Genomic DNA, 13092 nt, shown 5'->3' on the forward strand with positions numbered 1-13092 from the left:
ATACCGCCAAGCATCCGCCGCCCGGGCGCCGTCCCCAACCGATCTCACAACCGGAAGGAAGCACCCAGCATGGCGCACCGCGCCCCGACCGCGCATGCCCCGCTGCTCGACCCGACCACCCTCGGCGACCTCCTCCGCGTCGCCTCCGCCCCCGACTACACCCGCTGGGAAGACCAGGTCCGCCGCACCGGCGGTTGCTCCGACCCCGTCCACCTCACCGGTTGGACCCTCCACAAGGACAAGACCACCGGCGAGACCCTGCACCACTACACGACCGCCGTTGAGCCCGGTGGACGCCTCCGCCTCGCCTGCGGCAACCGCCGCGCCTCCCGCTGCCCCTCCTGCGCCTGGACCTACGCGGGCGACACCTACCACCTCATCCGCGCGGGCCTGGCCGGAGACGACCGCCGAGACATCCCCAGCACGGTCAGGGATCACCCGCGCGTGTTCGCCACGCTCACGGCCCCCTCCTTCGGCCCGGTCCACAACCGGCCCGACCACGGCACCTGCCGCTGCGGCACCCAGCACGCCCTGGACGCCTCAGAGCTGGGGACTGCCCTCGACCCCGCTACGTACGACTACGCGGGCGCCGTCCTGTTCAACAACCACGCCGGACAGCTCTGGCAGCGCTTCACCACTCGCCTGCGTCGCGAACTCGCCGCCCGCGCCGGCCTCAGCCGCCGAGAACTCGCCGACCGACTGCGCGTCTCCTACGGCAAGGTCGCCGAATTCCAGAAGCGTGGGGCCCTGCACTTCCATGCGGTGATCCGGCTCGACGGACCGGACGGACCAGGAACGCCCCCGCCTCCCTGGGCAACGGTCGGCCTCCTCGCCGACGCCATCCATGCCGCTGCGGCGCACTCCTACACGTCCGTCTCCGTCCCGGCCGCCGGGGACCAACCGGCCCGGTCCTTCCGCTGGGGCACACAGCTCGACGTGCGTCCGGTGAAGGCCTTCGGTGACGGCTCCGACATCACCGAACAGGCCGTCGCTTCCTACGTTGCCAAGTACTCCACCAAAGCCGCCGAGAACACCGGCACGCTTGACCGCCGCTTCGGCGAACTCGCGGAACTCGACCGCTACCAGGTCCCGGACCACACCCGCCGACTCATCACCGCATGCCGGGACCTGGACCGCCTGTATCCCGAACGGCGTCTCTGGGCCTGGGCTCACATGCTCGGCTTCCGCGGCCACTTCTCCTCCAAGTCCCGCCGCTACTCCACCACCCTCGGCGCCCTCCGCCAGGCCCGCGCCGACTACCGCGCCGCCCAGGAACACGCCGCCTTCGCCCTGGAGGACCGCGAGCCGGACACCGTCCTCGTCCTCACCGACTGGCAGTACGCCGGACACGGCCACAGCCCGGGTGAATCCGCCCTCGCCGCCACCATCGCCCGGGACCTACAGCTCAACCGAGAAACCGCACGCGAAGCCCTGCGCGACCAACTCGCCAACGAAGGGAAGTGCTGACCATGCCCTCAGAGCTGCCGCCCCGGTTCCTGACCCCTGAGGACCTGGTCGAGATGTTCGAGCTGCCCAGCGTCGAGACGGTCTACCAGTGGCGACGCAAGCGCACCGGTCCCCGCGGCTTCCGCGTCGGCCGGCACCTCCGCTTCGACCCGAACGACGTGCGGTACTGGGTCGACTCGCAGCTTGGGGAGGCTGCCTGATGGCCGGCCACATCCAGGACCGCTGGTATCGGACTGAGGTAGGCGCAGACGGCAAGACTCGCAGGGTCAAGACCGACCGCCACGGATCGGGCATGCGCTACCGGGCCCGCTACATCGGACCCGACGGCACCGAGAAGTCCAAGAGCTTCCCGGACAAGCAGAAGCGCTTGGCTGACGCCTGGCTGACCAACATCGAAGCTGACATGGCGCGCGGGCAGTACATCGACCCGCGGGCGGCCCGTGTCACCTTCCGGGAGTACGCGGACCGCTGGCTCGCCGCGCTTACAACCGACCTCACGAGCCGGGCCGCCGTCGAAGGCAGGTTGCGCCTCCACGCCCTGCCGTATCTCGGTACACGCCCGATCGGCTCGTTCCAGCCCGAGCACATCCGCGATTGGAACCGCCAACTCGAAGACGCCGTGGCGTCTGCTCAGTATCGGCGCCTCATCTTCGACGCGGTGTCCTCGGTACTCAATGCGGCCGTGGATGACCGGCTCCTGGCCTCGAACCCCTGCCGGGCTCGATCGGTCAAGGCACCTCGTCCCGCGCCGTCACGCGTCCATCCCTGGTCCGCTAAGCAGGTCTTCGGCGTGCGGACTGGCCTGCCCGAACGGTACCGGACCATGGTTGACCTGGGCGCCGGATGCGGACTCCGACAGGGGGAGATCTTCGGTCTGGCCGTCGACAACATCGGCGACCTCGGCTGGCTCTACGTCCGCCAGCAGGTCAAGAAGGTACGCGGCACACTCGTCTTCGCCCCGCCGAAGCGAGGCAAGCTCCGTGACGTCCCCCTCGACCCGGAGGTGTCAACCGCGCTCCGCGAGCACATGGCGGCCTTCCCGCCCGTGGACGTCACCCTGCCCTGGCTGACCCCGACCGGTCCCAAGGTCACTCACCGGCTCCTCTTCACTAGCGGTATCGGCGCAGCCATCTGGAGCCAGGCGTTCAACGACCAGTCCTGGAAGCCCGCTCTCGCCTCCGCCGGCATCATCCCGGTCCCCGAGAAGGGCAAGCGCTATGCCGCCGCCCGAGAGCACGGCATGCACGCGCTCCGGCACTTCTACGCCTCGGTCCTCCTGGACGCCGGGGAGAGCATCAAGGCTCTGAGCCTACCTCGGGCACAGCGACCCTGGGTTCACCCTCCGGGTCTACACGCACTTGATGCCGTCCAGCGAGACGCGGACCCGGAAAGCCATCTCCGAGATGTACCGGGCCGCCGGTCACGCTCACGCGGGCCCAGAGACGGTCCAGGCTGCCTGAGACGGCCCCTCATCGGCGGGAAAGCTACTGGTGATGGGCCCTCTCATGCCCTCTATCGCGTACACCAAAGTGAGAGTCAATGCCGGTGGGCCGCCAAGGCTTCGCAGTCACCATCCGGCGGGCAGGATGCCGTTGGCGTATCTGTTCAAGCCAGGGGGTCACATGGGAAGCGCACTCATCGGCTTAGCCGCTGCGGTGGTTGGTGTCACGGGCACGCTGATTGCCTCCGTCCTTTCGCAACGTCACATGGCTCGCGTGCAGTCGCAAGAGTTCGCGCGTCAACAGCAGGCGACCGAAGCTCAGTGGCATCGTGAGCAGCAAGTAGCAGAGCTGAACCGTCGTCGCGATGGCTACATGCAAGTCAACGCATCTTTCCGGCGTTACCGAACCCATCTCATGAACTTCCTGTGGGATGTGCACAAGGGGTCTGTCACGCCAGATGCTCGTGAGCTGGTCGAGGAGGCTCGACGCGACCACCACTCCGTCTTCGCTGAGGCGCAGATGGTCGCCTCGCCTGCGGTGCTCGTCGAGCTAGACGGGATGACGACGGCGCTGTCTGACGTCTACCGGCGAACCATGTGTCTGGAGGAGGGCAATCCGGAGCCGGATGGGTCCTTCAACGACATACGAACAGACTTCGTTCGCCTTTGGGAGCGCTGGGAGGGGATGCGCACCGTGATGCGCACCGACCTCGGCCTGGGAAGCATCGCTGGGGAGCCGCCCTCATCGGGTCACCGAAGCGCTCCAGCAACGGTCGACGGCCCAGAGACGGCCCAAGCCGCCTGACACGGCCCCTCATCGGCGAGGAAACCGCTGGTGAGGGGCCTTTTCGTGCCCTCTCGCGGTAAGTAACACCCCATCTTGCCCGACCGCCACCCCTGGGAGGAAACGCGTTCCCCGGCGGGGTGCTGACCTGGGGTTTCGCGCCCTGCCGAACTAGGGTGGCGATGTGACAAGCGCACCGGCGCGCCCCCTCCTCTTCCTCGACGTGGACGGCCCGCTCATCCCGTTCGGCTCGTCGCCCGGCCGCGCGCAAGCATCCGTCACCGCTCCGGCCGAGGGGCATCCGCTCCTCGATCGCCTCGTCCCCGGGATCGGGCAGCGCCTCAGGGCGTTGGGGTGCGACCTGGTGTGGGCGACGACGTGGGGAGAGGACGCGAACGCGATCGTCGCCCCGCTCGTCGGCCTGCCGCGTCTGCCGGTGGTGCCGTGGCCGGCCGACGGTGACGTGGCCGGCCCACGCGGCCTCCACTGGAAGACGCCCCACCTGGTCGAGTGGGCCGCCCGCCGACCGTTCATCTGGGTCGACGACGAGATCGGTGACATGGACCGTCTGTGGGTGGCAGCCCAACACCCTGGGCCCTCGCTCCTCCATCACGTCGCCCCGGCGAGAGGCCTCACGGACGCCGACTTCTCGGCACTGGCCGGTTGGCTCGACTCGTGGGGATCGGCCTGACGCCGACGAACGCCTCGACGCCGAGCCAGCCGGGGACTCCGCCGCCCAGCAGGACGGCCTGCCGCCGGACCGCCGCGCCGACCCGGGGCTCGTCGTCGGTGGCGAGGAGGTCGAGGAGGGCGCCGCGGAGGACCGCGAGGGCCAGGGTGCGGCGGGTGACGCTGTGGACCAACGACGTCCTGGTGGCCGCCCGCAAGATCTACCAGCGCTTCGGTTTCCGTCTGGCGGACGAGGAACCCCATCACAGCTTCGGTCATGATCTCGTCGGCCAGAACTGGCTCCTCGACCTGCGCTGACGCCTGGTCAGTGGTCGGCCGCGGACAGGTCCAGCCGTCTGCCCTGGAAGCGCTCGCGCAGGAGTCGGTCGTGGGTCACCACCACGAGGGTGCCGGTGTAGTGGGCCAGGGCCGCCTCGATCTCCTCCATCAGGGACGGGGAGAGGTGGTTCGTCGGTTCGTCGAGCAGGAGCAGGTCGAGGGGGCCGGACGTGACCAGTCGGGCGAGTTCGAGCTTTCGGCGTTGTCCGACGGACAGGTCGCGTACGGCGACGGACAGGTCCGTGGGGTGGAACAGGCCCAGCGCGAGCAGCGCGTCTGCGTGTTCGTCGGAGTGGCCCGGGCGGCCGGCCGCGTAGGCCGCGAGGAGGGTGCGGGCGTCGAAGGCGGATTCGGGGGCGCACTGTTGGCGCAGGTGGCCGATCCTGCGCGGGCGGCGGACGGTGCCCGCGTCGGGTGTCAGCTCTCCTGCCAGTACGCGGAGCAAGGTGCTCTTGCCGGCGCCGTTGGGGCCGGTGACGAGCAGTCGGTCGCCGGGGGCGAGTGTCAGGTGCGGGAGGGAGAGGCGGCTCTCGACTCGCACCCCTTCGAGGTGGGTTGCGGTCGCCGGCTCCTCCTTGACCGGCGCGCCTTCGACTCGAGCCGTGAAGCGGAGGGGTTGCGGCGGTGGTGGTACGGGGTGCTCCGTGAGCCGCTGCAAGCGCTCGCGCGCGTTGCGGATGCGGCTCTGGGCGCCGTGGGACCGCGAGCGTGCCCGGAAGGCGCCGGCGCCGCTGAAGGCCCACGGGCCCTTGCGGGGGATCTCGGACAGCATGCCGATGCCGGAGTCCGCCAGGGCGCGCTGCCGGGCGACCTCGTCGCGCCACTGCTCGTGCTCCCACGCCCAGCGCGCCCGGGCCGCCGCCTTGGCGGTGAGGTAACCGTCGTATCCGTTGCCGTAGCGGCGTACCGTGCGCCGGTCCTGGTCCACCTCCAGCACGGTGCCGGTGACGCGCTCCAGGAACGCCCGGTCGTGCGTGGCCGCGATCACCGTGCCCCGGTGACGGCGCAGGCGGGCTTCGAGCCAGGCCACGGCCTCGTCGTCCAGGTCGTTGGTCGGTTCGTCGAGCAGGAGCAGTTCGGGTTCGGAGGCCAGCGTCGCGGCGAGCGCGAGGCGGGAGCGCTGCCCTCCGGAGAGGGTGCCGAGTGGACGCGCGCGGTCGAGCGGGGCGCGCTCACCGAGGCGGCGCAGGATCACCTTCACACGCCGGTCCGCTCCCTGCCCGCCCCGTGCCTCGTACTCGGCCAGCAGCGCCGCGTACTCCTCGAAGGCGTCGGGGCCGGCCGTGCCCAGTGTGGTCTCCGCGGTCCGGATACGGCGTTCCAGGGCGCGCAGATCGCGCAGTACGTGGTCCACCGCGTCGCCCACGCTCGCCGTGCCGGGCAGGTCGAGGGTCTGGGCGAGATGGCCGATGCCGCCCGGCGCCGTCACGGTCAGGGTGCCGTTGTCGACCGGCTCCTGTCCGGCGAGCAGCCGCAGCAGCGTGGATTTGCCCGAGCCGTTGTCCCCGACGATGCCGACCCTCTCGCCCGGTCGGACGGTGAGGGACACGCGGTCCAGGACGACTCGGTCGCCGTAGCGCTTGGTGACGTCGGCGAGGGCGATCTGAGACGCGGGGCGGGCGGGGGCGGCGTTCACGGTGGTGACGGAGGGAGCAGGGCGCAAGGGCGGTCCTTTGGCGGGAGGGAGCAGGAGTGGGCGGTGGCGGTGACGACGGCGGTACGGCGGGAGCCGGAAGCTTCCTCCGCCAACTGGCACGCCCATAAAACTAGACGATACGGTTCGTCTCGTCAAGCCTTCCGAAAAAGTCCCCGGCGCCACGCGCACGCGGCAGCCGGGGACTCCGGCGGAGGTCTGGAGCCTGGGCCCCAGACGGTCACCCCTCGTTCTTCTTCCGGAGGAACACCAGCACCGCACCGCCGATGACCACCAGGCCGATCGCCGCGCCGCCGATCAGCGGGGTCGTCCCGGAGCTGCCGGTCTCCGCGAGGTTGGCGTTCGGGGTGGGGGTGACGGCCGTGGCGGGGACCGGTTCACCGAGGGTCTGGGTGGTGTCGCCCGTCGCGGCGCCCTGGGTGCGGCAGTCGAGGACGCCGGAGAAGCGCTGTTCGAAACCGGCCGGGCCGCGGATGGTGAAGTCGTAGGGCCGGTCCTCCGGCAGCGGGACGGTCACCGTGCGGGTCTCACCCGCCGCGATGGTGTACTCGGCGTCGAGCAGCGAGAAGGTGAACGGCTCGTCGCCCTTGTTGACGGCGGTGATGTCCAAGCCGCCCTCGGCGCAGTTCTTCTCGGCGGACAGGGCGGGTATCGCCCCCTGGCCGGCCCAGGTGGCCGTGGCCGTCGCCGCGACCGTGGACTCGCTGGAGCCCGCCAGGATCTGGGTCTGGCTGCGGCTCTCGGAGGCGAAGGCCCGGCCGACCGGCACGGTGGTCGACGCCTGGACGGTCAGCTCGGACGTACCGGCCTCCGCGTCCTCGGGCACGTCGAAGAAGATCTGGGTGCCGTCGGTGACCTCGGTGACCGGCTCACCCTTCTTGTCGACGATCCGCACGCCGCTGGTGGTGGCGTCCACCGGGGGCGTCACCGTCGCGCCGCCCGCGTTGGTGTGGACGGTCACCGGACCGATCCGCTCGCCGGGACGGCCCGAGACCGCGGGCGGGTCCAGGGTGAGCGAGGCCGCGGGCTCGGTGAGGCCGCGGGCGTTCTCCTCCAGGTAGTCGGCGAGCCGCTCGGCCTGCGGGTCGGTCGCCTCGACGTCCGTGTGGTCGGAGTAGCGCCAGATGGCCACCTGGGTGCCGGCCGCCGCATCCTGCTCGGTGAGCCCGCCGCGGACACCCGCCTTCTTCGCGAGCTCGGCGAGGTCGTTGACCTGGGGGTAGGAGTTGTCCAGGATCCAACGGATGCGGCCGGCGTCCTTGTTGGTGCCCAGCGAGGTGCCGCTCCACGGCGTCTCGTAGTACTTGGCGTCCCTCTGCGTCGGGTTCTGGACGTCGACGCAGTACGTCTGCAGCATCCCGCCGCCCTCGACGGACATCTCGAAGAGGCCGGCCGGCACCTCCTGGCCGCCGCCCTCCCCGTGGATGACCGCGGTGCCGTGCGTCTTGAGCCCGCCTATGGTGGCCGTCGCCCCGCCCTGACCCCCCGCTCCGTCCTGGGCGGCGGCCGGTCCCGCACCGGTCACCAGACCGGCGACGGCGGCAGCGGACACCAGGGCCGTGGCGGCGGTACGCGCCGCCCTCCGGCCGGGCAGAGACGGTGCAGCGAGCGAAGAAAACACCAAATTCCCCTTCGAGCAGGACCCGTTGGCGTGGGGGGAACGGTCCCACCAGCAGAATCAGCAGCCCCACAGGGCTCGTTCGGCATCCTAAGGACCTGACGGACCGTGACCCCGGGTGATGTTCGCCCACGCGGTGATCCGAATCGGAATCGTTATCGCCGACCGGCCCTGTGAGCAGGACTTATCGACAAATCCACCCGGATTCGTCCGGGCGCATGGGTCGATAAGCCCCTACTCCGGTCAGTTCCGGCGGACCACCCGTGTCAGGCCACGGCGGCCGGCTCCGGGCGTTGTTCGAGGTCCGTGGCGGCCGACTCCCCCACCGGTGTCTCCCAGTTGGGCTCCGGCCGCGGCGGAGAGGCCGAGACCTCCGGCGCCTCCGCCTTCCCGGTGCGCCTGAACGCGGCCGTGCCGCGCGCGAGATCGTGGCCGATCGCCACCGCGTCGATGTCCGCCGAGGTCCAGTTCTGCCCCTCGCGCACGTCCGTACGGACCTTCAGCCGGCCCTGGACGACGACGGGGTCGCCCACCGCCAGCGACGCCGAGGCGTTGGCGGCGAGCTGCCGATTGGCCCACACGGTGAAGAAGTTGGTGTGGCCGTCCGTCCAGGCGCTCTTCTCGCGGTCCCAGTAGCGCGCGGTGACCGCGAGCCGGAAGCGCGCCGACGGCCCGTTCGCCAGGTCCCGGAAGACCGGCTGCGTGGCCACGTTGCCCACCGCGCAGATCATCGTCTCGTTCATCGCGAGTCCTCCCTCCCGCACGGGCCCGTCCCGTACGGCTGCGTCCGGCGACCGCGTTCGTCACGACCGCCGCGAGGCCAGACTGCCCCGGCCCGCGCCCGGCCCGCCGAGGGCTGTGGACCGTCGTCCCGCCTGTGGAGAACTCCGTCACCCGTGCGGGTGAAAGTCGCCGATCCGCTCCGAGGTCGGAATCGCCGATCGGCTCCGAAGTCCGAAGTCCGAGTCGGCGTCGGAGTCGCCGATCCGCGCCTACCTCACCGCGGTCCCCACCCCCGTGACCCGCCCGTACTGCTCCCGCACTTCCCGGTACCGCAGCAGTTCCGCCGCCAGCGGATCCAGCACCCTGGCCCGGCCGCACCCGGCGGCCGCCTCCCGCAACAGGCGTTCCGCCTCGTGGCCGTAGCGACGGGCCGGCCCGCGCGCCGCCATGCGGCAGGCCCACTCGATGAGGGGACCGCCGATGATGCCCGCCAGCATCAGCAGCACGGGCACGCCCAGGTTCGGCGGCATGAAGCCGACGATCTGGCCCAGCAGCCACAGGCCGCCCACCACCTGGATCAGGGTCATGGACGCCTGGGCCAGCACGGCCACCGGCCACCAGCCCGGCCGCGGTGGGCGCCCCGGCGGCAGCCCGGTGCGCTCCGCCAGCTCGTCCAGGGCCTCGGGCAGCCCCTGGGCGCCGCGCACGGCCGCCTCGCGCATCGCCTGCGCCCACGGCGCCGGCAGTCCGGCCGACGCCCGCTCGGCGACCGTGCGCACCGCCTGCTCGACGCGCTGCCGCGCGGTGGCCTCCTCGTCCGGCTGGGCGCGCAGCTGGAACCGCCCCGTGGCCGGTTCACGCCGCTCGTGGTACCACCGCCACAGCCGCAGCCAGGGCGTACCGCACGCCCGGTTGGCGTTGCGCAGCCAGGCCCGCTCGGCCGCGTCGCCCGCCGCGGTGGCGCCCACCGCGTCGGCGAGCCGGTCGGAGAACTCCTCCCGGGCCTCCTCGCTGAGGCCGGTCCGCCGCCCGGTGACGTACACGGAGCGCAGGCGCCGGGCGGCGCCGTCCACGTCGGCAGCGATGCGGCGCGCCGGGGCCTGCCGCTCGGCGACGAACTGGCCGAGCACCTCACGCAGCTCGCCGATGCCCTCCCCGGTGAGGGCGGACAGGGCGAGCACGGTCGCGCCGGGTTCGCCGTACTCCCCCAGCGCGATGCCGTCCTCGTCGAGCAGGCGACGCAGGTCGTCGAGGACCTGTTCGGCGGCCTCGCCGGGCAGCCGGTCGATCTGGTTGAGGACGACGAGGGTGACCTCCGCGTGGCCCGCCATCGGCCGCAGATAGCGCTCGTGGAGGACCGCGTCGGCGTACTTCTCCGGGTCGACGACCCAGATGACGGCGTCGACCAGCTCCAGGACGCGGTCCACCTGCTCGCGGTGCTGGACGGCCGCCGAGTCGTGGTCGGGCAGGTCGATCAGGACCAGCCCGCGCAGCGGTGACTCGGAGTCGGGGTGCTGGATCGGACGGCGGCGCAGGCGGCCGGGGATGCCGAGGCGGTCCAGGAGGCTGGCGGCGCCGTCGCTCCAACTGCACGCGATGGGCGCGGCGGTGGTCGGCCGGCGGACGCCCGTCTCGGAGATCGTCACCCCGGCGAGGGTGTTGAACAGCTGCGACTTGCCGCTGCCGGTCGCACCCGCGATGGCGACGACGGTGTGCTGCCCGGAGAGCCTGCGCCGCGCGGCGGCCTCGTCGAGGACCCGTCCCGCCTCGGCGAGGGTCCCGCCGTCGAGCCGGGTCCGGGAGAGGCCGACCAGCTCGCGCAGGGCGTCCAGCCGGGACCTGAGCTGTCCGTCGTAGGCGAGCGGCATCAGGGCGGCCGAGGTGGCGGCGGGCCTGCTGGGCAGCACCGCGTACTGCTCCGTGCCACCGTTCTCGTCCACCCGCCGCGCGATCAGCCCGTCACCCCAGGCACCCTCCCCGTCCCCGGAAGCGCCACCCGAGCCGGACCCGGAGGAACCACTGGAGCCGGAGGAACCACTGGAGCCGAACGGACCACCCGAGCCGGACGAGCCACCGGCGACACGCTCGGCCCTCGCCGCTCGCTCGTCCCCTCCCGCCCGCTCGACCCTTCCCGCACGTTCCGTCCCTCTCGCACGTCCCTTCCCTCCCTCACGTTCCTTCCCTTCCTCACGTTCCTTCTCTCCGGCGCGCTCAGCCCGTCCCGCAGGCTCAGCCCGCCCCGCACCCTCGGCCCCACCCGCCCCCTCCGCGTCGGCCACGCCCCCCGTACGGCCAGCGCGCCGCCGCAGCCACGCCCCCCGCGCCGGCTCCTCGGACGCGCCCTCGGCGCCGTCCGCACGCGTGGTCTCCGGCTCGGTGGGGCCCTCCGGGTCCCGGCCGTCCCCGGGCTCCGGGTCGCCGGACTGCCCCGTCCGGTCCGCCTCCTGGGTGGTGTGGTCGGTGTGCTCGGTGGGGTCCTGGTCAGTGACGGCGGTCACCGGTCACCTCTCCTTCTGCAGTACGGACAGCGCGGCGATGAGTTCGGCCTGTGGCTCGGGATGCACCTCCAGCCCGTCGAGCGGCGCCAGCCGGCGCTCGCGCTCGACGTGCAGGACGCGGTCGACGTGTTCGTCGAGCAGCCGTCCGCCCCGGTCGCGCAGCCGCAGCGCGCCGTGGGCGCCGAGCCGCTCGGCGAGCCGCTCCCCGGCGACCCGCGCGCGTCGCCCGCCGAGCAGCACGGTGGCGACCAGCCCGGCCACCACCCCGGGATCCGGGGCGAGGTTCCGGTCCAGCTCGCGGACCTCGTCCTCGGCGTACTCCTCCAGCTCCCGCCGCCACCGCCGTACGGCCAGCCCGATCCGGTGCTCGGCGCTCTCCGGCGTGGGGTCGTGGCGCGCGAGTTCCGGAGCGGCCGCGGCCGGTTCGCCCCGCCACGCCTCGTCGACTCGCTCGTCGGCGGCGGTGACGGCGCACAGCAGCAGGGCGCTCAGGCTCTCCACCAGGGAGTCGAGGAGCTCCTCCGGGGAGCAGTCGAGGGGGAAGGCCCGCCAGCGCTTCAGGGCGTCCCCGGCGAGTACGGCGCCCGCCTGCAACCGCCCCCGCACGCGCGCGTGCTCACCGTCGTACGCCCCCTCGACGGCGGCGGTGAGCCGCAGCGCGGCGGCGTACTGCGCCGCGGTGGCGCCGGCCAGCTCGGGCATCCGGGACTTGAGCGAGTCCAGGATGCCGTGCGCCGTACGGGCCATGGTGTGGTGCCGGGCCTCCAGGTCCTGGGCCCGGTGGACGAGCCAGGACCGCAGCGGCGCCACGGCGCTGGCCGGCAACAGCCCGCCGCCCCAGGCCGATTCGGGCAGCTCGGGCACGGTGAAGCGGGGTACGTCGCCGAGACCGGCCTTGGTGAGCAGGGCCCCGTACTGCCGGGACACCTCGGCCACCACCTGGTGCGGCACCCGGTCGAGGACGGTGACCAGGGTGGCGTCGTACTCCTTGGCGGTGCGCAGCAGGTGCCAGGGCACCGCGTCGGCGTACCGGGCGGCCGTGGTGACCATCACCCAGATGTCGGCGGCGCAGATCAGCTCGGCCGCCAGGACGCGGTTGTCGGCCACGAGGGAGTCGACGTCGGGCGCGTCCAGGAGGGCGATGCCCGGCGGCAGGGTGTCGGCGGTCTCCACACGCAGCACACGCGCGGGGTTCTCGCCGGGCAGGAGCAGGTCGTCGTCCGGTTCCCGGTGCGGCACCCACACGCGCGTGAGGTCGGGCAGCACCCGCATCCCGCTGAACCAGTGGTGGTCCTCCGGATGGCACACCAGCACCGGCGTGCGGGTCGTGGGCCGCAGCACGCCGGCCTCGCTGACCCGCTGCCCCACGAGGGAGTTCACCAGGGTGGACTTGCCGGCGCCGGTGGACCCTCCCACCACGGCCAGCAGGGGCGCTTCGGGGTCCTTCAGCCGGGGCATCAGGTAGTCGTCGAGCTGGGCGAGCAGCTCGTCGCGGTTGGCACGCGCGCGTGGCGCACCCGCCAGGGGCAGCGGGAAGCGTGCGGCCGCGACACGGTCGCGCAGCGCGGAGAGTGCGTCGAGCAGCTGAGGCCGTACGTCCAAGGTCACCACATGTGAAGAATGCCCAATTTTAGGGGAATTCTGAAGCATATGAGCATGTCTGCGCGCCGACCGGACACTCCGGACGGAAGCCACTACTGGGACGTGAGCGCAGTCCAGGCATAACGAGTGGACAACACCCGATGCGCGAGCGGCCAAAAGCGATGCACGATTCGCACCTGCCTGCGATTATCAGAACCGCTTCACCGAACCTCCACATCGAGCCACGGAGGGGAAGCATCAGGGACATGGAGCCGGGAGCCCTATCCTTGTCCCCGGCAACGTCACGGACCCGCCCAC

At 72.0% G+C, this 13092-nt stretch carries 10 protein-coding genes and 1 pseudogene; 6 read left to right on the top strand and 5 right to left on the bottom strand.

Annotated features, from left to right (window positions below; all coding sequences use genetic code 11):
• Window positions 1-69: 69 nt before the first annotated feature.
• From repSA to OIE75_RS12850, 6 genes and pseudogenes are all read left to right on the top strand, one after another.
• Window positions 70-1467, top strand: a complete 1398-nt coding sequence (gene repSA / locus OIE75_RS12825) for a replication initiator protein RepSA (RefSeq protein ID WP_329470908.1) — start codon at window positions 70-72, stop codon at window positions 1465-1467.
• A gap of 2 nt (window positions 1468-1469) precedes the next feature.
• The gene (locus OIE75_RS12830; protein WP_329470910.1) at window positions 1470-1667 is read left to right on the top strand and encodes a helix-turn-helix transcriptional regulator; all 198 of its coding nucleotides are present in this window, start codon (window positions 1470-1472) and stop codon (window positions 1665-1667) included.
• Window positions 1667-2927, top strand: a pseudogene (locus tag OIE75_RS12835) (tyrosine-type recombinase/integrase). Before OIE75_RS12830 ends, OIE75_RS12835 begins: the two are co-directional and overlap by 1 nt.
• 162 nt (window positions 2928-3089) lie before the next feature.
• Window positions 3090-3713 carry a hypothetical protein gene (locus OIE75_RS12840; RefSeq protein WP_329470911.1) on the top strand — a complete coding sequence of 208 codons (624 nt, stop codon included), beginning with the start codon at window positions 3090-3092 and terminating at the stop codon, window positions 3711-3713.
• Window positions 3714-3876: 163 nt separating this feature from the next.
• A complete protein-coding gene (locus OIE75_RS12845) occupies window positions 3877-4383 on the top strand; it encodes an HAD domain-containing protein (RefSeq protein ID WP_307012148.1) in 507 nt (168 codons plus the stop codon).
• 155 nt (window positions 4384-4538) lie between these two features.
• On the top strand, window positions 4539-4679 hold the full coding sequence (locus OIE75_RS12850; RefSeq protein ID WP_329470912.1) for a hypothetical protein: 141 nt from the start codon (window positions 4539-4541) through the stop codon (window positions 4677-4679).
• Between the two features lie 7 nt (window positions 4680-4686).
• On the opposite strand, the gene abc-f is transcribed toward OIE75_RS12850, so the two are convergent.
• The 5 genes from abc-f to OIE75_RS12875 form a co-directional block, all read right to left on the bottom strand.
• Entirely contained in the window at window positions 4687-6336 is a 1650-nt protein-coding gene (gene abc-f / locus OIE75_RS12855; RefSeq protein ID WP_329473977.1) for a ribosomal protection-like ABC-F family protein, read from the bottom strand.
• Between the two features lie 238 nt (window positions 6337-6574).
• Window positions 6575-7975: a Cys-Gln thioester bond-forming surface protein gene (locus OIE75_RS12860; protein ID WP_329470914.1), complete on the bottom strand. Its 1401-nt coding sequence runs from the start codon at window positions 7973-7975 to the stop codon at window positions 6575-6577.
• 263 nt (window positions 7976-8238) lie between these two features.
• Complete coding sequence (locus OIE75_RS12865; protein WP_329470916.1) at window positions 8239-8715, bottom strand: single-stranded DNA-binding protein; 477 nt, start codon at window positions 8713-8715, stop codon at window positions 8239-8241.
• Window positions 8716-8964: 249 nt separating this feature from the next.
• Complete coding sequence (locus OIE75_RS12870) at window positions 8965-11193, bottom strand: YfjP family GTPase (protein ID WP_329470917.1); 2229 nt, start codon at window positions 11191-11193, stop codon at window positions 8965-8967.
• Between the two features lie 3 nt (window positions 11194-11196).
• Complete coding sequence (locus tag OIE75_RS12875; protein WP_307012157.1) at window positions 11197-12804, bottom strand: dynamin family protein; 1608 nt, start codon at window positions 12802-12804, stop codon at window positions 11197-11199.
• Between the last annotated feature and the right edge of the window lie 288 nt (window positions 12805-13092).

This window comes from Streptomyces sp. NBC_01723, from assembly GCF_036246005.1.
Classification (GTDB): domain Bacteria; phylum Actinomycetota; class Actinomycetes; order Streptomycetales; family Streptomycetaceae; genus Streptomyces.